The organism is Pedobacter sp. WC2501, assembly GCF_052682415.1.
In genome coordinates, this window is sequence record NZ_JBQZFI010000001.1 from 5,803,971 (window position 1) to 5,830,188 (window position 26,218).

Below are 26,218 nucleotides of genomic sequence, written 5' to 3' on the forward strand. Positions count from 1 at the left end.
ATCTGACACCACTAGGAAAGCACCAAAAATTTTACAACATGGCACAAATATAAACTAATAAATTAGTTTATATTTGTGCCATGAAATCCTTATTACTTATATTTCTATTATTTATTGGTAACTTTTGTCTTGCTCAACAAAGTTATACCCTTTCGGGCATTGTTAAAGATAAGCTAGGTGAGGCTTTACCTGGAGCTGGCGTATATTTAAGTGGTTATAAAATTGCTACGGTAACAGATAATAACGGCAAATATACCCTTCCCTTAAAACCAGGAAACTATGATATTTTAGTACAATTAATTGGCTATAAAGCGTTAAATAAAAACGTAGTGATTGCTGATAAAGCTGTAAAACTTGATCTTACCCTCGAAGAAAGTGTAACTCAATTGGCAGAAGTAACCATTAAACCCGATCCGAACAGAGAACATTATATTGGCATGTTTAAGGCCTATTTTATTGGAACCACTCCTAATGCAGAACAATGTAAGCTTATCAATCCTAAAGTACTGATTATAGATTACGATAAAGAGGAACATAAACTAACCGTAAAAACCACCGAATTTCTAATTGTCGAAAACAAGGCGCTTGGATACCGAATTAAATACCTTTTGAATAATTTTGAATACGATAGCAAAACAAGAATCATCTATTATGAAGGTTTTCCGTATTATCAAGACTTAAAAGGATCAGCAAGGCGGAAGAAAATTTGGGATCAAAAACGGATTACTGCATATCTGGGATCGCCGCAGCATTTTTTTAGATCCATTTATCACCATCGTGCCACCGAAGAGGGTTTTATTATTAATAAATTAATTACCCAACCAAATCCTGACAAACCTTCAGATAGTACCATAAATGCGAATATTAAACGTTTAACAAAAGTCCAGGATGGCTTAACACGTACATTAAACTTTACCCCCGGAGATTCATTAAGCTATTGGATAAAAAAGAAAAACCTTGCCAGCGGAATTTCTTTTTTAAGCCGCGCTCCGGTAATACAGGATACACTGGTGCATGTAGAGAATCAAAATATTAAAAGTTTCAATTTTACGGATCAACTTTATGTTCTTTACACAAAAGAAAGAGAAGATCCTACTTATGCCAACCGGATCGGCCTGTCTATTGCCAGACCGTTAGATATGCCCGATTACCAGATTTCGACCATCGCCTTACACGTTGTTCCGGTATATTTTTACGAAAACGGCACTATTTACAACCCACGTTCGATGCTTTATTCAGGTTATTGGGGCTGGGAAAAAATTGCAGATAGTGTACCTATGGATTATTTGCCGCCAGTTAAGGTAGCGGAAAATAAGTAAAAACATCATCAACACAATAAGGGAGATAAAACCAGACTCCATTTTTTTCTTTTTTGAAAAGCAAATACAGTGCTCTTCGGTTTCAGCAGTCCCGCCCTTCGTTGCAAATCCTCGCCCTCATGCTTCGGGCTGCGGGTTTTCCACTGCGGTCGGGTTTAGTTAGCAGGGCTGGTAATCCTATTGAGGGTTTTAGAACTATGCAGCACCTACCACCGTTAAATAAACCTGACAGAGCGGGTAGCCCACAGTGAAGTGCAACGTAACGAGGACTACAAGCGATGGCGGGGCTACTATAGCCATAGAAAACGGAGCTTTCGTTTTCAAATAAAAAACAACTCTTGTTGTAAATCAGTCTTATTAACAAATTATCTTTTTAAAGATCCTTCTCTTCGCTCAGGATGACAGCCCTGATGCTTCGGGCTGTGGGTTTTCCTCTGCGGTCGGGTTTAGCTGGCAAGACCGGTAATCCTATTGAGGGCATGGAACTATGTCGCACCTACCGCTGTTAAATAAACCTGACAGAGCGGGTAGCCCACAGTGAAGTGCAACGTAACGAGGACTACAAGCGATGGCGGGGCTGCTGTAGCCATGGAAAACGGAGCTTTCGTTTTCAAATAAAAAGCAACTTTTGTTATAAATCAGGCCTATATTAACAAATCATCTTCTTAAAGATCCTTCTCTGCGCTCAGGATGACAACACCCATTAACGATCACCATCAAATGTTAAATTTGTTAAAATTCTTTTTCGTTTTTAATAAATATTACGCCTTTTGGTTACATTCGTCTCCATGATTAAAAGCCTTTTAGTAGCCCTTACGCTGATTATATTGGGTACTAATGTCAATGCTCAAAATACTTTCTCAATTAGTGGCCTGGTTAGGGATCAAAAAGATGGATTGCCCGGTGCGAGTATCTATTTAAGTGGGTATAAAATTGCTACAGTTGCTGATAATGATGGAAGATTTAAACTTTCAAACCTAAAGCCGGGCAGTTATGATCTACTTGTTCAACTGGTTGGTTACCTCCCCTATTCTAAAAGTGTAATCATATCGGATAAATCGGTACAGGTAGAACTTGTTTTAAAAGAAAATGTTGCCCAGCTTGATGAAGTGGTGATTAGGGCCGACCCTAACCGCCAGAAATATATTAACCAGTTTAAAGAATTTTTTATCGGCAAAACGCCCAATGCAACTCAATGCAAAATCTTAAATCCGCAGGTTTTAAATGTAGATTATGATGTAACTAAAAGTACCTTAACAGTTTCTACAACCGAATTTTTGGTGGTCGAAAACAAAGCTTTAGGTTACCGACTCAAATACATGCTCGATCATTTTGAATATAATTCCCGAACCCATATTATTTATTATTCTGGTCACCCGTTTTTTGAAGAATTAAAAGCTTCAGCAGCTAAAAAGAAAAAATATATCGCCGCCCGAGAAGTAGCTTATTATGGTTCTTCGCAACATTTTTTTCGTTCGCTTTATGCCAATAAAACAAAGGAAGAAGGTTTTATCATCAATAAAATGATCAAAATCCCTAACCCTAACCGTTATCCACAATACATTATCAATACCAATTTAGAAAAGATTAAGGCCGTACCCGAAAAAACGGGCATCAGACAGAACAAAGGAAAAATAGATACTGCGCTGCTCGCCTTTTGGACCAAGCAACAGGAAATGCCGAAAACTATCGATAAATTTTCGAGAGCAGAGGTACTTACCGATACCTTAGTGCATTATTTTAACCGGAATTTAAAATACTTAAGTTATACTGATGCCTTGCTGATTCAATATACCAAAGAGAAAGAATCGCTGGCTTACTCTAAAACCGGTTTTTGGATTTTCAGACCTTTAGATGTTCCCGAAAATGAAATCTCTGTTGCCAATTTAACTGGTGAGGGTGTCCGCTTTTACGAAAATGGTGGCATTTATGATTCACGATCTTTACTTTTCGAAGGTTATTGGGCTTACGAAAAAGTGGCCGATATGGTACCCATGGATTATGTACCGCTTCCGAGGAAGGAATGATGGAAGATGTGAGATGGAAAATGTAAGATGGATAGGATCTAAAACTAAAATTGTTGAAAAATAACCATTTTTGATCATTAAAATTACTAAAAATATTAGTAATTTTAATCTATGATTAGCGATGAAGAAAAACAGTATTTTAAAGGTCGGGGGGCTCAGGTTAATCCACATAACAAATTTTTAAAGGATGTTTATGTAAAGGAACACGATGAGGGAATAGATGATTGGGAAGAAAGCGACCGCAAAACATCCTTTATTTTCGAGAATTCAAAAACCATCGTAAACAAGGTTGATAGTCCGGATGTGGGCATGGCTTATTCGCTTAATCCTTACCAGGGCTGCGAACATGGCTGTACTTATTGTTATGCCCGCAACTCTCACCAATACTGGGGGTATAGCGCAGGTATTGAGTTTGAACGGAAAATAATTGTAAAAAAAGACGCACCTGAACTGTTTAAAAAGTTTTTAGAGAAAAAAGGTTGGGATGCGACGACCATTTCACTCTCGGGCAATACCGATTGCTATCAACCTGCAGAAAGGAAATTTAAACTCACCCGCCAATTACTCGAAATCGCGCTGGCATACAAGCAGCCCATTGGCATGATTACTAAAAACTCTTTGATCCTCCGCGATCGGGATATTCTGCAGGAAATGGCGAAGCTGAATCTCTGCATGGTTTATGTTTCCATTAATAGTTTAAATGAGGATCTGCGCCAGGTGATGGAACCACGTACCACCACAGCAAAACAACGCTTAAAGGTGGTAGAGGAATTGAGCAAAGCTGGTATTCCTATGGGCGTAATGGTTGCTCCTTTGGTGCCTGGTTTAAGCGATCATGAAATTCCGAAAATTTTAAAAGCGGTGGCTAATGCAGGTGCCATTAAAGCAGGTTATACCGTAGTGCGGTTAAACGGAGCCATAGGACAGATATTTGAAGATTGGCTTAGAAAAAATTTTCCAGATCGTTTTGATAAAGTATGGCACTCGATTCAGAGTTGCCACGATGGTCATGTAAACGACAGCCGTTTTGGCGACCGAATGCGAGGCGATGGCAATATTTCTCAAATGATCAGGGACAATTTCAGGCTACACTGCCGATTAAATGGTTTAAATGTAAAGGATATTATTTTAGACCATACTTTATTCAAAATTCCAAGTAACCAGGTGAGTCTGTTTTAAAATTTGGGGAGAAATCCCTGGCGCTCTGTTGCCGTGGTTTTATCATCACGGCCATTTCAAATTAGTTGGTCGAAATTTGTAATTGGGACGCTTTGAACCTTGGATTTGTATTCCACGTTGATAAAACTTAGTTTTAACGTCATGAACATTGCATTAGTAACCTACCTTGATAAAGGTGCTTATGATAGCGCTACAGTTGAAAGTGAGGATGATAAGCTCTTAAATTTTCTTAAAGAAAAAGGACTGAACATTGAAAAAGTAATCTGGAACGATCGGAATATAAACTGGGAAGATTATTCGCTTGCCATTTTAAAATCACCATGGGATTATTTTGACCTGATTGAAGAATTTTACCATTGGCTTGATCACCTGGAAGCAAAAAAGGTAAAATTGCTTAACCCTGTTGATGTTGTGCGATGGAATGCAAACAAACAGTATCTGCGGGAAATTGAAGCAGCTGGATTAAAAATCACACCTGGTTTCTTCATTCAAAATCAAGAAAGCGTAAATCTTGAACATTTTTTCGAGAAATTCAAAACCGATAAGTTAATTGTAAAACCTTGTGTGAGTGGTGGTGCAAAAAACACATTTAAGGTAACTGCAGATAATGTAAATGAGGTTAATCAAAAATTAAATCAACTTATACAGGCAGAAGATTTTATCGTCCAGCCTTTCCTATCGGAGATTCTGGAAAGCGGTGAATGGTCTTTCATTTTCTTTAATTGCGTGTATAGTCATTCCTTAATCAAGCAGGCTAAACCTGGCGATTTTAGGGTACAACCGGCCCATGGTGGATCTGTGCATCCGCAAAAACCTCGTGCAGAACATATTGCTACTGCAGAACATTACGTAACGTTATTTGCTAAAGATTGCCTGTATGCACGGGTTGATGGCACTTTTGTAAATGGCGAATTTTTACTGATGGAGTTAGAACTGATAGAACCGTTCTTGTTCTTAAATACCGATCCTCAAAATTACGAGCGGTATTATCAGGCATTACGGGAGTTGATGTAATATAAAGATCGTCATTTCGAGCGAAGTGAAACGAAGCCGAGAACCCGAAGGCTTTGCGCAGCAAAATCTATAAATAGATCTCTCCATTTCGCTGTGCTCCAGTCGAGATGACGATCCTTTGCGGCATGTTATCACTAATTATTATAAAAAAGAAACTCCCGGTTTTCACCGGGAGTTTCTTTTTTATTTACTCGAGGAATCTTCTTCCTGTTTCGGCTCTTCTTTTTTCTTTTCGCCTTTTTTGTGATTGATAGAAATCAGTTCGGTAGTTTTATCGTAATCAATTTCTAAAACATCACCTTCGGCCAGTTCGCCTTTAAGGATCTCTTCAGCAATTGGATCTTCTAAATATTTCTGAATCGCTCTTTTTAATGGACGTGCTCCAAAATTACTATCAAAACCTTTATCTGCAATGTATTCTTTAGCGTTATCAGTTAATGCAATTTCATAACCAAGGGTATGAACACGACCGAATAAAGCTTTTAATTCAATATCGATAATTCTGAAGATTTCGTCTTTACCTAAGCTATTGAATACCACTACATCATCAACACGGTTTAAGAACTCAGGGGCAAAAGCACGTTTTAATGCACTTTCAATTACACCACGACTGTGAGAATCTGCCTGGTTTGTTTTCGCTGCTGTAGAGAAACCCACACCTTGACCAAAATCCTTAAGTTGACGGGCACCAATATTAGAAGTCATGATGATGATTGTATTCCTAAAATCAACTTTACGTCCTAAACTATCAGTTAACTGCCCTTCATCTAAAACCTGTAATAAGATATTGAATACATCAGGGTGAGCTTTTTCAATCTCATCCAGTAAGATTACAGCATAAGGCTTTCTTCTTACTTTTTCAGTTAACTGTCCACCTTCTTCATAACCTACATATCCCGGAGGCGCTCCCACTAAACGTGATACTGCAAATTTCTCCATATATTCACTCATGTCGATCTGGATCAGAGAATCATCACTATCGAACATGAAACGGGCCAGTTCTTTTGCCAATTCTGTTTTACCTACGCCTGTCGGGCCTAAGAAAATAAATGAACCAATTGGTTTTTTAGGGTCTTTTAATCCGGCTCTTGTACGTTGGATTGCTTTGGTCAATTTTTTGATTGCATCATCCTGACCAATAATTTTCTCGGCTACTTTATCGTACATGTTCAACAGTTTTACACTGTCTGTTTGTCCAACACGTTGCACCGGAATACCCGTCATCATCGAAACCACTTCGGCTACATTATCTTCTGATACTTCGTAACGTTTAGTTTTGGTTTCTGCTTCCCACTCCGCTTTAGCTTTATCTAATTCTTCAATTAAATTTTTCTCTGTATCGCGCAGTTTTGCAGCTTCTTCATATTTCTGGCTACGTACAACCTTGTTTTTCTCTAATTTGATATCTTCAATTTTAGCTTCGATATCAATAATATTCTGCGGAACGTGGATGTTGGTTAAGTGAACACGCGAACCTGCTTCGTCTAAAGCATCAATCGCTTTATCAGGTAAGAAACGATCAGAAATATAACGCGATGTTAAAGTAACACAAGCTAAAATAGCTTCATCAGTATACGTTACACCGTGGTGTTCTTCATACTTATCTTTAATACGGGTTAAAATCTCTACAGTTTCGTCCGGTGTAGCAGGCTCAACCATTACTTTTTGGAAACGACGGTCTAAAGCACCATCTTTTTCAATGTATTGACGGTATTCATCTAATGTTGTAGCACCAATACATTGGATTTCGCCCCTTGCCAAAGCAGGTTTAAACATATTGGATGCATCTAATGAACCAGATGCACCACCAGCACCAACAATGGTATGGATCTCATCAATGAACAAAATTACATCAGTAGATTTTTCAAGCTCGTTCATCACGGCTTTCATACGTTCTTCAAACTGGCCACGGTATTTTGTACCGGCTACCAATGAGGCAAGATCTAAGGTAACTACACGTTTGCCAAAAAGCACACGTGAAACTTTACGTTGTACAATGCGCAAGGCCAAACCTTCCGCAATTGCTGACTTACCCACACCTGGCTCTCCAATTAAAATTGGATTGTTCTTTTTTCTGCGGGATAAAATCTGCGATACGCGTTCAATTTCTTTCTCGCGGCCTACAATCGGGTCTAAACGACCTTCTTCTGCTGCTTTTGTTAAATCACGACCGAAATTATCCAGAACAGGGGTCTTAGATTTTATATCTGAAACCTTTTTAGGTGTACTAAAGCTTTCCTCTTCGCGATAATCATCATCGCCTCCTGTAGAAGCACTATTTGAGATATCATCTCTGAAACCATTTTTATTCACTTCAACCTCCTGTTTAAAAACATCGTAAGTAACGCCATACTGCAATAAGATTTGTGAGGCGATGTTATCATCATCTCTCAAAACCGATAACAATAAATGTTCGGTGCCAATTAAATCGCTCTTAAATATTTTAGCTTCTAAGTAAGTAATTTTTAAAACTTTTTCTGCCTGTTTTGTTAACGGAATATTGCCTAAGTTTACTGTAACACTCGAAGTACCGCGAACGGCATCTTCAATTGAGCGGCGCAATTTACCTGTATCAACCCCTAACGATCGTAAAATTTTTATAGCCATGCCATCGCCTTCGCGGATGAGGCCCAATAATAAATGCTCGGTTCCGATGTAATCGTGCCCTAAGCGGAGCGCTTCCTCCCTACTAAAAGAGATTACATCTTTAACCTGTGGTGAAAATTTTGCTTCCATAATACCTTTCTTAACAGCTACGTCCCTAAACTATAAAATAACTTTATAAAAACGAACGTACTGTTTTCTTTATTTTATCAACAATTGCGCCATATGGGTGGATAAAGAGGCTTTTGAATGCCCGAGAACCCAAAATTCAATGTAAGATTATTGTTTCGATAAATATTAATTTATTTATATCTATCTACGTAATAAGTGTTCTAAAGGTTTTAAAGGGACATTTGCCAAAAACATCCGGTTACAGATATCTTATTGTCGGTTTATTGTAAGGATTTTTTAGCCATTAAAAACTGACAATTTGTATCTTTTTACTTAGGCAATTTACAAGTTTTGACAGAAAAACAAAAGAACATGACATCATTTAACAATTTTACCAGATAGAAATCAAAAAACTCATCAAACCAGTCTAATAATATATAATAACCTTAATACGAAGTTAACCGTAAATAGGTTGTTTTTGTTTTTAACATAGTAAGTAACTGCCTTGATTAAAATTAAAATGACCACAGTTAAATGCTGCGCCCATTTTAACTTAATGTCACTATTTAATTACCAAATACTGTATACACCAATATAATGGTCAGCATTTTTTGTTTTTAATTAAAATTAAGCAGAAAGTATATCCAATGGTTATCTGTTCAGATATTTATTAAAGCTACCAATTGATACCAAGGTTAATCTCAAAGTTCCCTGCCGTGTAACCGCTTAAATTACCAGTTTGTGTGGTATATGCGGTATTGATCATGTATTTTTTCTTATAATGCAACCCAACACCAAAACTTGCAGCCTTACTGGTATGATACATGGCTGTAAATAACAGCTGTTGATTGGCAACTCCAAGTTGTCCGCCGATATCAACAATATCAGCAATTCCCGTAAATGAACGATAAGCTACTTTAGGTTGAAACAGACTTTCGCCAATATCAATTTTGTACCCTGCTGCTGCATATACAGCAGGGGTATTAATTAGTTTTAAGTTGTCTCTATTGAAATAATTTTTAAGGTTCACCAATGCAAAATCTGCATTAAAGCGCTTTGAAGTTAGTCCAACTCCAAAATCTCCATCGAAATACGTCTTATGGTCGTTATTATAATTGCCAACCTGCGGATCATTTGGATTTCCTATAAGATCTTGCATATCCACCCGCTGATTTGTAAAACCGGCAGACAAACCAAAATGTAATTTTGCAGATTCGTTAAGCGGAAGATGATAGGCATAACTTGCCAGAATTCTCGTTTGCCTTTGTAAACCGGCTTTATCCAGATTCATGTTTAACCCTACCCCTACTCTTTCCCATCCGTAAGTGGCACTCAGGTTTTGTACCATAGGAGCACCGGGAATATTATTCCATTGTGAACGGAAGGTCAGGTCTGCAGTTGCACCTCCTGCCAACCCGGCCATGGCCGGATTAGCAAGATAAGTGTTGTTAAAATATTGGTTTAATAATGGATTAGTCTGAGCTTTTACCTTCGAAACACCGATAAGAGCAGCCAGTATTAATATTGTTGTTTTCATCCTTTTCATTTTCTTAGCGGTTTCTGATAATCGTAATAAATCCCTTTTGAACCAATTTATTTGGGCCATAAGTAATGATGTAATAATAAGTTCCTTCCGCAAGGTCATTTCCTCCGATAGTTCCATTCCAGCTGTTATCATACGATTTTTTACTGTACATTTCCCTGCCGTTGCGATCAAATATCCGAACTTCGTTATTTGGATACATATCAATGTTCTGTACAAGCCAGGTATCATTTATACCATCTCCATTTGGCGTTAAGATATTATTCGCAACCAACTTATAATCCTCGTTTATCTTAATCGTGATCGACGCGGAGCTAACGCAACCGCTCGCATTGGTTACCCGAACCATATACGTTGTAGTTTGTGCCGGACGAACGCTGAGGGATGCGGTATTCTGTCCGCTGATAATGCCGCTTGCTGTAGACCAACTGTAAGCTGTGCCTCCACTGGCAGTTAATACCGTGGTTTCACCCTTACTGATTTCAGTACCTTTATTGCTTACAATACTTACCGATGGAACTGCATTGATTGTTAATGTACCGTTTACATATACAAAACTATAATTGTTTGACACACCACCAGATGGTACCAGTACATAATTGCCTGCTACATTTCTATTGGCAGTAGTAATGACAGTTGGTTTTGTACCCAATGAATTTTCAGTATCACCTGCTTTAAAACCAGTATAAGTTACTCCAAACGTTGGGAAACCGTCTGACTGGCACATTACCGCATTGATTGCCGTAACAGTGAGTACAGATTTAGTAATGGTCAGGTTAGCACCAACATAAGTCAAGGTGTAATTGCTGTTCAAGGCCAGTGTACCTTGATTGATCGCATACGTACCCACATTTTCTCCAGGTGATCTGGTCAGACTTCCGCTGAAAGTATCTGTTCCAACCAGTGCCGGAGCAAAGGTATAAGTCAGTACAGGATCAGCATCGCCATAGGTTTTGCTTTTTGCAGCGGCTGTTACCGTTACTGTTTTTGCGCCGATCGTTAAATCAGCACCAACATAAGTCAAGGTATAGTTACCATTCAGTGCAAGTGTACCCTGGTTGATTGCATACGTGCCCACGTTTTCGCCAGGTAACCTGGTCAGGCTTCCGCTGAAACTGTCACCTGTTACCAGTGAAGGCGCAAAGGTGTAAGTCAATGCCGGATCTGCATCTCCATAGGTTTTGCTTTTCGCAGCTGCTGTTACCCTAACTGTTTTTGCACCGATCGTTAAATCAGCACCAACATAAGTTAAAGTATAGTTACCGTTCAGTGCAAGCGTACCCTGGTTGATCGCATAAACACCCACATTTTCTCCAGGTGATCTGCTTAGACTTCCGCTGAAGCTATCGCCTGTTACCAGTGAAGGCGCAAAGGCATAAGTCAGTGCAGGATCAGCATCACCATAGGTTTTGCTTTTTGCTGCTGCGGTTACCGTAACCGTTTTTGCACCGATCGTTAAATCAGCACCAATGTAAGTTAAGGTATAGTTGCCATTCAATGCCAGTGTTCCCTGGTTGATCGCATACGTACCCACATTTTCTCCAGGTGACCTGCTTAGGCTTCCGCTGAAGCTATCGCCTGTTACCAATGCAGGTGCAGAGGTATAAGTCAGTGCCGGATCAGCGTCACCATAGGTTTTGCTTTTCGCTGCCGCCGTTACCGTTACCGTTTTTGCACCAATTGTTAAATCAGCACCAACATACGTTAAGGTATAGTTACCATTTAGTGCAAGCGTACCCTGATTGATCGCATAAGTACCCACATTTTCTCCAGGTGACCTGCTCAGGCTTCCGCTGAAGCTATCGCCTGTTACCAATGCAGGTGCAGAGGTATAAGTCAGTGCAGGATCTGCATCGCCATAGGTTTTGCTTTTCGCTGCGGCCGTTACCGTTACTGTTTTTGCACCGATCGTTAAATCAGCACCAACATAAGTTAAAGTATAGTTACCGTTCAAGGCTAGTGTACCCTGGTTGATCGCATAAGTACCCACGTTTTCGCCAGGTAATCTGCTCAGGCTTCCGCTGAAGCTATCGCCTGTTACCAGTGAAGGCGCAAAAGTATACGTCAGTGCAGGATCAGCGTCACCATAGGTTTTGCTTTTCGCTGCCGCCGTTACCGTTACCGTTTTCGCACCGATCGTTAAATCAGCACCAATGTAAGTTAAAGTATAATTGCTATTCAAAGCAAGTGTTCCCTGGTTGATCGCATACGTACCCACATTTTCTCCAGGTGACCTGCTCAGGCTTCCGCTGAAGCTATCGCCTGTTACCAATGCAGGTGCAGAGGTATAAGTCAGTGCAGGATCTGCATCGCCATAGGTTTTGCTTTTCGCTGCGGCCGTTACCGTTACTGTTTTTGCACCGATCGTTAAATCAGCACCAACATAAGTTAAAGTATAGTTACCGTTCAAGGCTAGTGTACCCTGGTTGATCGCATAAGTACCCACGTTTTCGCCAGGTAATCTGCTCAGGCTTCCGCTGAAGCTATCGCCTGTTACCAGTGAAGGCGCAAAAGTATACGTCAGTGCAGGATCAGCGTCACCATAGGTTTTGCTTTTCGCTGCCGCCGTTACCGTTACCGTTTTCGCACCGATCGTTAAATCAGCACCAATGTAAGTTAAAGTATAATTGCTATTCAAAGCAAGTGTTCCCTGGTTGATCGCATACGTACCCACATTTTCTCCAGGTGACCTGCTCAGGCTTCCGCTGAAGCTATCGCCTGTTACCAGTGAAGGCGCAGAGGTATAATTCAATGCCGGATCTGCATCGCCATAGGTTTTGTTTTTCGCTGCCGCTGTTACCGTTACCGTTTTTGCACCTATCGTTAAATCTGCACCAACATAAGTTAAAGTATAGTTACCGTTCAAGGCTAGTGTACCCTGGTTGATCGCATAAGTACCCACGTTTTCGCCAGGTAACCTGCTTAGACTTCCGCTGAAGCTATCGCCTGTTACCAGTGAAGGCGCAAAAGTATACGTCAGTGCAGGATCAGCGTCACCATAGGTTTTGCTTTTCGCTGCCGCTGTTACCGTTACCGTTTTCGCACCGATCGTTAAATCAGCACCAATGTAAGTTAAAGTATAATTGCTATTCAAAGCAAGTGTTCCCTGGTTGATCGCATACGTACCCACATTTTCTCCAGGTGACCTGCTCAGGCTTCCGCTGAAGCTATCGCCTGTTACCAGTGAAGGCGCAGAGGTATAATTCAATGCCGGATCTGCATCGCCATAGGTTTTGTTTTTCGCTGCCGCTGTTACCGTTACCGTTTTTGCACCTATCGTTAAATCTGCACCAACATAAGTCAAGATATAGTTGCTGCTCAAAGCCAATGTTCCCTGGTTGATAGCATAAGTACCCACGTTTTCGCCAGGTAACCTGCTTAGACTTCCGCTGAAGCTATCACCTGTTACCAGTGAAGGTGCAGAGGTGTAAGTCAATGCAGGATCAGCATCGCCATAGGTTTTGCTTTTCGCTGCGGCTGTTACCGTAACTGTTTTTGTACCGATCGTTAAATCAGCACTGATGTAGGTTAAAGTATAGTTACCATTTAGTGCAAGTGTACCCTGGTTGATAGCATAAGTACCCACGTTTTCGCCTGGTGATCTGCTCAGGCTTCCGCTGAAGCTATCGCCTGTTACCAATGCAGGGGCAGAGGTATAAGTCAGGGCAGGATCGGCATCGCCATAGGTTTTGCTTTTCGCTGCGGCTGTTACCGTGATCGTTTTTGCACCAATCGTTAAATCAGCACCAACATAAGTTAAGGTATAATTGCTGTTAAGTGCAAGCGTACCCTGGTTGATCGCATAAGTACCCACATTTTCTCCAGGTAACCTGGTCAGGCTTCCGCTGAAGCTATCGCCTGTTACCAGTGAAGGTGCAGAGGTATAAGTCAGTGCAGGATCGGCATCGCCATAGGTTTTGCTTTTCGCTGCTGCGGTTACCGTTACCGTTTTTGCACCGATCGTTAAATCAGCACCAACATAAGTTAAGGTATAATTGCTGTTCAAGGCTAGTGTTCCCTGGTTGATTGCATAAGTACCCACATTTTCGCCTGGTGACCGGGTCAGGCTTCCGCTGAAGCTATCGCCTGTTACCAATGCAGGGGCAGAGGTATAAGTCAGTGCAGGATCGGCATCGCCATAGGTTTTGCTTTTCGCTACGGCTGTTACTGTAACTGTTTTTGCACCGATCGTTAAATCAGCACTGATGTAGGTTAAAGTATAGTTACCATTTAGTGCAAGCGTACCCTGGTTGATCGCATACGTACCCACATTTTCTCCAGGTGACCGGGTCAGGCTTCCGCTGAAGCTATCGCCTGTTACCAATGCAGGGGCAGAAGTATAAGTCAGTGCAGGATCTGCATCGCCATAGGTTTTGCTTTTCGCTGCTGCGGTTACCGTTACCGTTTTTGCACCAATCGTTAAATCAGCACCAACATAAGTTAAGGTATAATTGCTGTTCAAGGCTAGTGTTCCCTGGTTGATTGCATAAGTACCCACATTTTCGCCTGGTGACCGGGTCAGGCTTCCGCTGAAGCTATCACCTGTTACCAGTGAAGGAGCAAAAGTATAAGTCAGTGCAGGATCTGCATCGCCATAGGTTTTGCTTTTCGCTGCGGCCGTTACCGTGATCGTTTTTGCACCGATTGTTAAATCAGCACCAATGTAAGTTAAAGTATAGTTACCATTCAGTGCCAGTGTACCCTGGTTGATCGCATACGTACCCACATTTTCTCCAGGTGACCTGCTTAGACTTCCACTGAAGCTATCGCCTGTTACCAATGCAGGTGCAGAGGTATAAGTCAATGCCGGATCAGCGTCACCATAGGTTTTGCTTTTCGCTGCCGCCGTTACCGTTACCGTTTTCTTGTTTACGGTTAATTCCTGCTGCACATCTGTCGCTGCACTGTGAGTTGCATCTCCTGCCTGACTGGCAGTAATTGTTGATGTACCTGCGGCAATGATGTGAATTTCACCATTCACAATGGTTGCTACATTGGTATTGCTACTGGTATATGTAACCGGAATACCTGAATTATTACTTGTAGCTCCCGGGGCAAAGTCTGCATCACCATAAGTTTTTGTAGGCAATGTATTGAATGTAATGGTTTGGGAAGTGTTTGGAGTTCCATCTACCAGCACACCAGCGGTACTGCCCACATTGTTTAAAGTGGTATTTGCGTCATTACCTGCTACGTCTACGATAGTAGCCCCATTAATATTTAACCCTCCTAAAGCAATACCATCCAAATCTCTATCGGTGCTCGCAACCGTATATCGATATGAAAGTGAAGAGGTACCACTTCCTGAAATATAATTTGCACGTACAGTGCCACCTGTATTTAAAGTCACAGCGATATATGGTATACCACCTGTGACATCAACCGTAACAGCTTCCGAAAAATTAACTGTAAAATCAAGATTTTGAGCAGTAGTGTAAGTACCACTAGCTGGAACAGCTACCGATGAAACGGATGGTGCGATTTTATCAATAGTGTAGGTTTCTCCTACATAGGGTAATGTTGTACCCACACCAGGAGAAATGCCTATTGAATTAGCCAGATTTAAAGTGATCGTTCCGGAGCCTGTGCCTGTGTTCAAAGTAACTGTATAAGTAGTGCCTGAGCCCGAAACGGAAGATACACCCGCACTGGTAATACCAGCCGTGGTTACAGAGAAATTAAAAGTGTTAATGCCAGTTACCGCTTTATCAAAAGTAATGATATAACTTATCAAAGTGGCATTAGTTGGATTTGAAGCCACACGAACAATTGATATTACCGAAACCTGATTAGTTACGGTTAAAGTTTTAGTAGCGGTATTACTATTATTCATTCCATCACTCGCAATAATGGAGATGGTCCTGCTTGCTGTATTAGGTGAACTTGCTGTATTATTGTAAGTAACTGACCTCAAAGCCGATTGCCATTGCGCTAATGTAGCGGTAGCACCAGCCGAAGTTAAAGTTAATGTACCGCTTCCGGCAGTATAGCTACCAATAATATTTCCGTAAATAGCACTACTGGTATTGGTAAACGCTAAAACGTCCTGTGCAGTTTGGAGATTTCCAGAAATAGTTACCGTAGCACTGGCGAGCGTAGTATTATCCGTATCAGAAATCGTTAACCCATTATCTACAACAATTTGTGAACCTAAAAATGAAGTTATTCCTCCTGATGTTGTTAGTACAGGCGCCTGGTTAGCAGCAAATACTGTAAAAGTATTGCTGTTACTTGTTATACTTACATTAGCAGCGGCATCAGTTGCCGTTGCTTCTACGCTATGTGTAGCATAAGTGAGTGCTGACAACTGTACTTTACTCCAGTTACCACTGCCATCAGTTGTAGCAGTACCTATAGATGTGTTATCTACATATACGGTAACGATACTGTTTAGTTCGGCTGTACCTGTATAAGTTGGGGTTGTAGAACTCGTGCTTGATGAATTTGCAGGCGTAACAACAACCGGGGCAGCCGGAGCTTGGCTATCAATGGTAGCATTGGTACCGTCAGCTGTAGTAGTGCTGTTTCCAGCATTATCAGTAGCGGTTACCGCTATGTTCCTATTTGTTATTTGATTGAGACTTCCTGCCGCAATTGTATAAGTTGCCGTCCAGGTGCCACTACTATTGGTGGCAACAACTGCTGTACCTCCACCAAACTCACTGAAGTTAACTATTACTGTAGAAATGACATCCGTATTGTTATCGCCAGCTGCCGTATTGTTCCAGTTGGCGGTTACTACATCGCCTATTTTATATGCGCCGCCAGTACCGCTGGCACCGCTGATACTGATTCTGGCATCAGTAACTGTTGGTGCCTGGTTATCCACGGTAGCATTAGCATCATCGACTGTAGTGGTTGGCCCGACTGAATTTGTTGCCGTTATTGAAATATTTCTGCTTGTGGCATCAATAGTGCCGGCGGTAATCGTAGAAGTTGCTGTCCAGGTTCCGCTATTTTCGCTAGCCGAAACTGCAGCACCGCCACCGAACTGGCTAAAGTCAACTGTTACTGCTGTGATACCCGAATTATTATCGCCGCTGGCTGTATTGTCCCAGGTTGCGGTTACAATATCCCCTATCTTGAATGCACCACCTGTGCCACTTGCGCCGCTAATGCTGATCTTCGCGGCTGTAACCGTAGGTGCTGTCGAGCTGCCCAGGTTAAATTGTGTAATATTGCTTGAACCGAAACCGTCTGCAAAATTTTGTGGCGTATTTGCACTTGAAGATGAAGTCCACCTACTTGAATTAATAATATCTGCGAGCCAATCTGCTTTCGAGCCACTGGTCATACCAGCTAATGGACTATAGCTTACATTAGGATATCTTGCTGCTGTAGATGTCAAGAAACCTATAGAGTTTCCAGCTGGCAAAGTACTCGGCAATTCACTATATATTATATTACCTTTAATCATATAATTACTACCGCTATTACTACCAGGATCTGTAGACCAACCGTTAGAACTATTGGCATTTGCAGAAGAGGTAATATTATTAAAGGCAAAAATAAATGTGGGTGTAGTGGCACTGCCCTGATAGATCAATAACTGGTCGCCAGTATCCTTATTCCAAGGTGCCGAAAACCCACCCGTTCCCCAACCAGTTGCTGTAAGTTCAGTGGTGGGTACAATTGTGCCATCGGGTTTAGACACACTAACTGTCTTAGTTGTAGTGCCGCTCGCATTTATTTTGAATACCATCACAGTGCCGGCTGGAATCAACGCTGATGGAACAAACTTAATAGTTCCATCCAAAGTAGCATTTGAGAAACTGCCTGGCGATCCATTTAACCAACCGCGGTCAGTAATAAAGATTACTTCATTTGCTGGTATGGGAGCCAATGCAACGATTGCAAATTGACGAGTTGGATCCGTAAAGTTAGATGGAGTACTATAGCCATCTGGACCGGCATTCATTCCTATAATGGCCAAATCCCCCGGTGCCAACTGCGCCTTAGCATTAGATAAACCCATCAACAATAATGTCACAATTGCAAATAGAAATGGAACAATGTTGTAAAATTTTCTCATATAACTACTTTTATAAATCTTCAATACTTGTGGTAGAAATAAAAAAGTATAACCGGGATTGAAGTTTACCGGTTATACTGATAAATGATTGTGATAAGTTGATTTTTTAATCTCTTGCAGGAAAAATTCCTTGTATACAAATCACATAATTAAGCGCCATAGAAGGCTGTCTGTTCTCGTGTACGGCAGGCGTAGCCGAGCCACTTGGCGCAATAACCATAGCCGTTAATTGAGGTCCCGTTACACTTTGTATACTAAGTGTACCATTGGCCATGGGTAACGGCTGTATAGGTGCCTGTGGTACACCATACAACATTTCTGATGATCCATTCGGGGCACCTAGAAGATTGCCGACCGGGCCGGGTTGATCATATTCATTAGGTGATACCTTCACAGTTACATTAGCTGTGCCAGCTGCAGGTATATAGCTTAAATTATGGATATGAGCCGCCATTTGCGACAGGTCGATTGTTACTGATTCTGTACCCTCTGATTCACCTATGTTATATGCTGAAAGCCCGGGCCCCTGACCTGCACCTACAATAGTTCTTCCCTGTAAATCAGGTAATTTAAATGTGCTTGTACCATCGCCGCCATAATTAGTACCAATTATTGAATATAATGCGGTATAGGTACGTATTGCTAAAGTTTGCCCGCCACAAATTGACCAGCTCATCGGTGCAAACGTTCCAGCGAACATCCTTACCTCTCCTATAGTTCCTTCCATTGTTGATAAAATTTAGTATGAATCAATTTATTTAGTTTCTCGAAGGGAAAAGTCCTTCTATACAAATGATGTAGTTTACAGCCAGTACCGGTTGTATATTATTGTGTGGCAAGCTACTTCCTGCTATACCGATGGTTACATTGGGTATTGGCGGTGAGAGGTTGCTAACCTGTGCAGCATTACTATTCAGGTCAACAAGATTTGGTGAACTTGCCAGACTAGCATATATATTATCAGTAGTGGATGTATCCTGCCCCAAGTAATTACCTACCGGACTATCCAAACCACCACCTGAAGCAACAGCATTTAATGAAATGTTTACTGATGCGGCGGTGGTACTGAAAGTAGGTGTAATTTGATGGTTATGTATTGGCAACTCCGATGAAGTTAGTGTATGACTTTCCTCTCCGTTTACCTGTCCTAATGGATAAGCGCTTAGGCCAGAACCTTGACCAGCTCCTACCACTATACGACTGGCAATGTTGGGTAAATTGAAAGCATTTACGCCATCGCCGCCATAAATGGTGCCGATTATTGCATATAAAACATAATATTGAGATAAGTCCATTTGTTGCCCTTGGCAAAACTTCCAGTTTATTGGTGCGAAAGTGCCTGCAAATGCACGGATTTCGCCAACTGTTCCTTCCATAATTATTTTATTAAGGTTTAGTGATTAATTTCTTGATGGAAAATATCCTTGTATACAGATAATGTAATTAAGTGCAATGCTTGGCATGATGTTATTATGCCCGGCACTGGCTCCTGCGGGTTGTAATGCAACAGTCGGATTGGGAATGTTAACATTTGTAACCTGTATACAATTATTATCTAAAGCGCTCAAAGTGCCGCCCGTAGCGTAATTGGTAAGCTGGCCGGATCCATCTTTACTGATAAAAGCATTTAGCCCATTATCTTGCGTACCTCCGCCAGGGTTGGCATAGAATGTAGCATTACCGATACCATTACCCGTTCCAGGAGTAACTGTGGCGGTATGCGTATGCGCAGGTATTTGGTTTACAGTAAGTGGTACCGTTTCTACGCCTATTTTTTGCCCTGGTGTATAAACAGACAAATTTGCACCTGCTCCTACACCTACTACTGTTCTGCTGCGTAAATCTGGCAACCCGAAAGTGGAGCGCCCATCACCACCGTACAAAGTACCTACTATGGCAAAAACTGCCTGGTTACTGTTCACGTTTAACAACTGGCCCTGGCAAAACGCCCAGTTTCTAGGTGCAAAATCGCCGGCAAAAATCCGGACTTCAGCAATTGTTCCTTCCATTGTATTTTAATTTAGGTTTATAAATTTCTCTCCTGCTTTTATGCCCATCTGGAAGAGCTTACTTCCTGAAAAATAGCCTTCGCGCATGTGCAAAATATTGATCTTTAAAAAACGATTTTCCCGACATGCTACAATCAATCCATAGAGTGTATCAGCATAAACTATAGTGCCGGGTTCTGGCTTCGCCCCTTCCGGTAACTGAATTTCTGCCGGTGATCCTTCCAGTATGCGCACTTCTGCATTTTTAATCCAGGCTGTGGCACCATCATATTTTGGGTTGGCTGCATTGATCAGACACTCTATTTCATCTGCAGAGTGCTGCTTCCAATTGATCGCAAGCTCCCGATGATCAGGTCTTTTTTCATACCTCGCCATATCTTCAGTATTTTCATTTTTAACAGGCAGATGGCTACTGTTATTCACCAGTATAGGTATTACATCTACAGCCATAAACCCTAAACGCTGGCAAAGCAACCCATAATTTTCACCTTTTATAATGGGTAGTTGATTTGACCACAAAACCGGGCCTGCATCTATATCTGCCGTCATTTGATGTACAGTCAGGCTTGCAAAGCGTTCATTGTTTCTGAGTTGCCAGAATATCGGATCAGCTCCACTATACTTTGGTAATTCACCAAAATGAAAATTGAAATAACCATGATGTACCATCTGAAGCATATCATCAGGAATTACCCAGGGAAAACCAAATACCCAAACCGCATCTACATCTGATGCCGTTAACCACTGTTGCATTTCCTGTTGCCAGGATATTTTATTCAACAGCAATACCTGATCAGTAGACAAACCCATAGCCAGCAGCGGTCCCAGCAATATTTTGCTGCTTCGCTTCAGCATAGCAACACCACCTAAAAGCCCCTGAGCAGCTAATGCCTGGACAGTTGGAAATGCGAGCGAATCTGAATTGCAAATAACCGCTATTTTCATACTATATGCCGAGATAAGGATTCATCCAAAAGGAAGAGGTTTGGCTGTTAATCCGCTGTACATCTTGATGATTAACATTAATCGTCTCCAGTTCACCGATCAACTGCCGGGATATTTCATCTTTGATTCCATTAAAAGTATTTTTGACCAGGTAAACCCTACTCTGCATCGCATTTGAGCGGGGTTCAATTTCAACACATCCCCGTGCCGTTTCAATGGCCGCTTCGGAAATGGCTTTTTGCAAAGATTTTCCGCCTTGGTCTTTAACCGCCTGAGCAATTAGCAGACCCGTTTCAAAACCAAACTGCGTAAAAGGATTTGCCATTACCTCACTGACTTCATCAAGCTGATCCTGTTTTAGTTCGCGGTTTAACGATAATGTAGTATAAACCTCAACTGGCTCAGATGTGGTAAATGGTTCCAGCAGAAACGGCAAACCAAGTAGCGGAGTTGTTTTATGCAAGCCCTGCTCCACATATTGTGTTAAGAAAATTTCAGCTTCTTTTCCGCAAAAAGTAGCCAGAATAAAATCAGGCTTGTAAATGTGTATATGCTCAAATACAGCGGCAATATCGCCGGTTTCTTTGGGGTTTGGTGTCGGTGCAATAGCAAATGGCATAGTTACCCCACCGGCTGCCGATTCCATACCAGCACTTAACATGCTTTGAAATGAATACCCACAGTCGTACAACCCAGATACATACATTCCTTTTTTACCAAAAGTTTGAACTCCCCATTGACCAATAGACCATAACTGCTGCCAGGTATGAATGGAATTCAGGAACATATAATCGTTAAACTTTTCAGGATCTGGCAAATGCTCACCTATGTTATTAATAATGAACGGCCGTTTAATATTTGCTATCTTTTCTGAAAGATCAATACCTACTTTATTGGAAACTATCCCAGTAATTACGTCGGCGTCATCAAAACCAACCAACTTGGTAATCGCAGCCTCAGCCAGTTCACGGGAACCTTGTCCGATAAATTCGGGCACAATTTCTAACTCAACCTCCTGGTTTAAATCCTTAAGTCCATTTTTTAACCCTGTACTAAAGTGCTTAGCCATAGGCAGGATACTTGAATTGGAAAGCAAAACGCCGACTGTTAATTTTTTAGTTGCCATTAAATTCTAATTAATTTGCCCACATTCGCAAAAGATTACTATAGTGTTGCTGTAATACAAGATATTCTTCTTCAACCAGTGCTTTGTTACGGAGATTTTCAGTGACCTGGAAAATTTCAAATAACATTTTTCTGTATACTGTTTCTTTAACCAGTGACTGCACCCAGCTTACCGCAACGTTTCGCTCGCCACGGGTAACTTCCCGTACGCGATGTAACTGGGTGCATGGATAGCAAATGGCGTCTCCCTTATTTAGCTTATATAATATATTACCATTCGCAGTCTGGAGTTCCAGTTCACCCCCATCATATTCTTCAGGATCATTCAGAAAAATGGTTAAGGCGATATCAGTGCGGATCATATTGCCCATAACCGGACTATCCACATGCCAGCCATAGTGCATGCCAGGCTTATAATTACTAATCACAAAGGGATGAATACTGTGTGGTAAGACCGCATTTCTGAATAAGGTATTGCGGTTGAGTGCAGCTAAAATATTTTGTTGAATGGCTGCGTGCTCCTGTGTTTGATGATTAAGCTGCAAGTTGCTTTTTACTTCTTTTGCAGCACTGTATGCCGTTAACCTACCGTCATCAAATGCCCCGGACTTAAGAAGAAAACTGATATCCTTAACTTCTGTTTCGCTAAGTAAATTTTGGATATGCAAATATGTACCATTCAAAATACAATTATCTTTCACATATCCGTTTGGGGATTGAGAGTTCATGAAGAGCGCTTTGGTTAGATTAGTGTAAATCTATTAATAACTTTTTATATCCAATGTCATATCTGTCGAAATAATTTGACATAAGTCAACAACTTTATTGAATAGGTGATCTACTTTAATAGACGCAAATCTCAAAATCATTTCAAAATTCTTTCTATGTTTATGCTCGGATTTCCCACATTTAATAAAAATAAGTATCAATGGACACCTATATTCTGGGAACAGGCTTATCACACGATGGATCAACAGTTTTGTTAAAAAACGGCAAAATTATAGTTGCTATTGAAAAGGAAAGGCTGAGCAGAATCAAGCATGACGGAGGTAATGATTTTGACACCGTACAGTATTGCCTTGATTTTGAAGGAATTAATGCCAGTGATTTAACATTAATTGTGCAAGCCTCAAACTTTGAAAATAATATATCACCAAACCAATATGCCGGACGCCGGTATTTCGATAAGCATATTCAAACCCCTGTGGTCACCCTTTCTCACCATCTGGCACATGCCTGGAGCGCAGTAGGCATGTCTCCGTTCAAAGAATGTAATATAATGGTAGTTGATGGTGCGGGCAGCCCTTACAACCAGTGTTTAGATCTCGAAGGCGCAAAGATTCCACCCTACCTATTTAGTAGTGGAATGTATTGTGAAAAAGACAGCTTTTATTATTTCGACGGAAAAGATTTGACTACGCTGTTTAAAGATTTTTCTGAGGTTAAGTTACATCAGAGCAGGGCTTCATTAAAATTACCAACCAATTATCATTCCATAGGCGGACTTTATCATGCAGCCAGTCATTATTGTTTTGGCAACCTGAATGATGTTGGGAAACTGATGGGCTTGGCGCCCTACGGCATTTTGAATGGGAAACCACCACTATTTAAACTTGAGAATGGGTTAATAGAAGTACTTTATGAAAATGTTGATTTGTATTTCAAAAAGCCTTCATCAGGATATGATGCTTTTAAAAAAGATTTTACCCACTATGCCGACATTGCACGCTGGGTACAGGATGAAACTGAAAAGGCAATCATTTATCTCTTTCAGGAACGATCTAAACTTCGGCCACATGCCAATTTTGCTTATGCCGGCGGAGTGGCCTTAAATGCTGTGGCCAATTATAAATTACGCCTTTCGGGCATTGTAAAAAATCTATACACCCAGCCCGCAGCGGGAGACAACGGACTGGCTATTGGCTGTGCCTATTATGGCTGGCATAAGATCCTGGGCCAGCCGAAAGCAACCATTCCTGATCAAGTTTTTTTCGGACGTGAATACTCTACTGATGACGTGGAACAAGCCATAGTAAATGCCGGAATTAGTGATAATCCAGTATTTTCGATCAAACAAACCCTAGATTTTGTTTCCCTTACAGCTGCCGAACTTGCACGTGGCAAAGTGGTAGGCTGGTTTCAGGGTGGGGCCGAATTCGGTCCCAGAGCATTAGGGCATCGGAGCATATTGGCAGATCCGCGTATTAAGGGTATAAAAAACCACATTAACAGCAAAATAAAATTCAGGGAAGATTTCAGGCCTTTTGCTCCGTCGGTAAGAATTGACGATGTACAAAAATACTTTATCCATGGCTGGGAAAGCCCATACATGATATTGATTGATGAGATAAAACCTGAATGGAAAAATCAGCTTGATGGTATTGTTCATCAAGACGGTACCTGCCGGGTACAAACCGTAACCAGCGCTTTCAATCCTGATTTCTATCAGCTCATTGGTGATTTTGAAGCAAAAACAGGTATCGGCGTTTTATTAAACACATCCCTCAACCGTAAAGGGATGCCCATAGTGGAAACACCTGCCGAAGCTTTATCGCTTTTTTTATCCGGCGCAATAGATGTATTGATATTAAATAATTTCATAATCTGCAAAAAACCATGATTTGCTTCTCTAAATTAAACCTCAACATTGACATTCATTCGCTCCAGCATGAATTGAAAGATCTATTAACCGGCAATACTTGGATGCCGCATTACAATACTGCCGATTATGTAGGTAACTGGCATGTTCTACCTTTGCGTACACCTGGTGGAAACAGCGATAATCCTTTTGCGGATCTTTTTAACCAAAAAAGTTTTGAAAATACAGCGTTATTAAACAAACTACCTGAAACCAGCCGCTTTTTAGAGAAACTTGACTGTGAAAAACTTTCTGTGCGGCTGTTAAATCTTCGCGCAGGATCGGTCATTAAAGCACACAGGGATATTGAACTGGCCTTTGAACATGGAGAAGCACGTTTGCATGTGCCCATATTCACTAACCCAGGTGTTGAGTTTTATGTAGATGAAGAGCGCATTATGATGAACGAAGGCGACTGCTGGTATATTAATGCGAACATAAAACATCGTGTGGCAAATAATGGCAATGCTGACAGGATACACCTGGTTATTGACTGTAAAGTAAACGATTGGCTTACCAAGCTGATTATTTCGGGTATAAAAAAAACAGTTTTTTTAAAAAAAGACCCGGAAACCGCACAGCAAGTAATTGAAAGCCTGAGAATGGCAAACACAATAAATTCAAATCATCTGGCCAATCAAATGGAAAAGGAACTGAACACGAACCAATTGACCGCCAAACTGCTAAATTTTATTTCCGAAATTGGTTTACAATATCAATTGGACCCCATAACTGAAGAAACGTTTTTGCCGGGCCTTAAACTTCGTGGCGGGATATTAATTGTAGATACCGAAAAACTATTGTACCCGGGCGACATTTTACATGAAGCAGGGCACCTGGCATGCATGCCGGCTGAAATACGCATGGATATGAGCGATTCGCTACCAAGCAACGACCTCAACAACGGTGGCGAAATGATGGCTATAGCCTGGTCATATGCTGCAGCTGTGCATTTGGATATTGATCCTCATATCGTATTCCATGATAAAGGATATAAAGGCGGAGGCCAAAGCCTTGTGGATAACTTTACCCAGGGCCATTTTTTCGGCGTTCCTTTATTGCAATGGAACGGAATGACCTATCCTTCAGGTCAGGAAGGTAGTTTGTCTTTCCCGCAAATGATGAACTGGACATGTAAGCAAAATATGTATATCAACCATACAGCAAAGGAATAAAGATGACATCAGATTTTACTTTACCACAATCAACAGCAATCAGCACTTCGGGCCTGATGCACCTGAAGCGTTTTTGGGGCAAGGTGATACTTAGAAGAGTCAACCAGTTTGATGATGAACTGTAAAAAAAAGAATGGCAACTGGATAAAACCTTATTGAGTGTATTGGGGCTTGGCCTTGAACAAACGCTTGCTTATTTTTTTTCAGTCTGCTCCTTCATTTGAGGCTCCGTTATTTTAATCTTTATATCTAGTTTTTAGCATGCCAATTTTAGTTTAAAATGATCATAAACATATTGGTTAGCATTTCCAAAAGAAAAACAAATAAGCTTTTAAACAAAAAAATATAAGAATATAATCTTTTAAAATTTTGATTTATCTCTCTATACTCCTAAGCGCTTTAAAAGCTTTTTTTCCATAATGTTTTTCTGGTTTTTAATCTGCCGGATGACCTGCATAGCGACATCCAGCGGCGATATCAGAAAATAAAAAGACTGC

The 26,218-nt window shown here is 41.0% G+C and carries 16 protein-coding genes; 7 read left to right on the forward strand and 9 right to left on the reverse strand.

Annotated features, from left to right (window positions below; genetic code table 11):
* Positions 1-80: 80 nt before the first annotated feature.
* From ACUN24_RS24255 to ACUN24_RS24270, 4 genes are all read left to right on the forward strand, one after another.
* Complete coding sequence (locus ACUN24_RS24255) at positions 81-1,319, forward strand: carboxypeptidase-like regulatory domain-containing protein (RefSeq protein ID WP_445564846.1); 1,239 nt, start codon at positions 81-83, stop codon at positions 1,317-1,319.
* Positions 1,320-2,107: 788 nt separating this feature from the next.
* Complete coding sequence (locus ACUN24_RS24260; RefSeq protein WP_445564847.1) at positions 2,108-3,346, forward strand: carboxypeptidase-like regulatory domain-containing protein; 1,239 nt, start codon at positions 2,108-2,110, stop codon at positions 3,344-3,346.
* A 111-nt stretch (positions 3,347-3,457) separates the two neighbouring features.
* Positions 3,458-4,525 (forward strand): PA0069 family radical SAM protein, encoded by a 1,068-nt coding sequence (locus ACUN24_RS24265; protein WP_445564848.1) that lies wholly within the window; start codon positions 3,458-3,460, stop codon positions 4,523-4,525.
* A gap of 141 nt (positions 4,526-4,666) precedes the next feature.
* Complete coding sequence (locus ACUN24_RS24270; protein WP_445564849.1) at positions 4,667-5,539, forward strand: ATP-grasp domain-containing protein; 873 nt, start codon at positions 4,667-4,669, stop codon at positions 5,537-5,539.
* A gap of 183 nt (positions 5,540-5,722) precedes the next feature.
* Here the strand turns inward: ACUN24_RS24270 and ACUN24_RS24275 are convergent, their stop codons facing one another.
* The 9 genes from ACUN24_RS24275 to ACUN24_RS24315 form a co-directional block, all read right to left on the reverse strand.
* A complete protein-coding gene (locus ACUN24_RS24275) occupies positions 5,723-8,275 on the reverse strand; it encodes an ATP-dependent Clp protease ATP-binding subunit (RefSeq protein WP_445564850.1) in 2,553 nt (850 codons plus the stop codon).
* Between the two features lie 655 nt (positions 8,276-8,930).
* Positions 8,931-9,791: a PorP/SprF family type IX secretion system membrane protein gene (locus ACUN24_RS24280; protein ID WP_445564851.1), complete on the reverse strand. Its 861-nt coding sequence runs from the start codon at positions 9,789-9,791 to the stop codon at positions 8,931-8,933.
* Between the two features lie 13 nt (positions 9,792-9,804).
* Entirely contained in the window at positions 9,805-17,829 is an 8,025-nt protein-coding gene (locus tag ACUN24_RS24285) for an MBG domain-containing protein (protein WP_445564852.1), read from the reverse strand.
* 106 nt (positions 17,830-17,935) lie between these two features.
* Entirely contained in the window at positions 17,936-18,556 is a 621-nt protein-coding gene (locus ACUN24_RS24290) for a phage tail protein (RefSeq protein ID WP_445564853.1), read from the reverse strand.
* 31 nt (positions 18,557-18,587) lie between these two features.
* Positions 18,588-19,205 carry a phage tail protein gene (locus ACUN24_RS24295; protein ID WP_445564854.1) on the reverse strand — a complete coding sequence of 206 codons (618 nt, stop codon included), beginning with the start codon at positions 19,203-19,205 and terminating at the stop codon, positions 18,588-18,590.
* A gap of 24 nt (positions 19,206-19,229) precedes the next feature.
* The gene (locus ACUN24_RS24300; protein WP_445564855.1) at positions 19,230-19,838 is read right to left on the reverse strand and encodes a phage tail protein; all 609 of its coding nucleotides are present in this window, start codon (positions 19,836-19,838) and stop codon (positions 19,230-19,232) included.
* A 6-nt stretch (positions 19,839-19,844) separates the two neighbouring features.
* On the reverse strand, positions 19,845-20,783 hold the full coding sequence (locus tag ACUN24_RS24305) for a formyltransferase family protein (RefSeq protein ID WP_445564856.1): 939 nt from the start codon (positions 20,781-20,783) through the stop codon (positions 19,845-19,847).
* A gap of 1 nt (position 20,784) precedes the next feature.
* Entirely contained in the window at positions 20,785-21,909 is a 1,125-nt protein-coding gene (locus tag ACUN24_RS24310; protein WP_445564857.1) for an ABC transporter substrate-binding protein, read from the reverse strand.
* 10 nt (positions 21,910-21,919) lie between these two features.
* Positions 21,920-22,636: a Fe2+-dependent dioxygenase gene (locus tag ACUN24_RS24315; RefSeq protein ID WP_445564858.1), complete on the reverse strand. Its 717-nt coding sequence runs from the start codon at positions 22,634-22,636 to the stop codon at positions 21,920-21,922.
* Positions 22,637-22,836: 200 nt separating this feature from the next.
* Here ACUN24_RS24315 and ACUN24_RS24320 point away from each other — a divergent pair, with 200 nt between their 5' ends.
* The 3 genes from ACUN24_RS24320 to ACUN24_RS24330 are packed head-to-tail and all read left to right on the forward strand — an operon-like array spanning position 22,837 to position 25,846.
* Positions 22,837-24,528, forward strand: a complete 1,692-nt coding sequence (locus ACUN24_RS24320; RefSeq protein ID WP_445564859.1) for a carbamoyltransferase family protein — start codon at positions 22,837-22,839, stop codon at positions 24,526-24,528.
* Entirely contained in the window at positions 24,525-25,721 is a 1,197-nt protein-coding gene (locus ACUN24_RS24325; RefSeq protein WP_445564860.1) for an aspartyl/asparaginyl beta-hydroxylase domain-containing protein, read from the forward strand. Before ACUN24_RS24320 ends, ACUN24_RS24325 begins: the two co-directional genes overlap by 4 nt.
* A 2-nt stretch (positions 25,722-25,723) precedes the next feature.
* Positions 25,724-25,846, forward strand: coding sequence for a hypothetical protein (locus tag ACUN24_RS24330; RefSeq protein ID WP_445564861.1), 123 nt, complete (start codon positions 25,724-25,726; stop codon positions 25,844-25,846).
* Positions 25,847-26,218 lie beyond the last annotated feature (372 nt).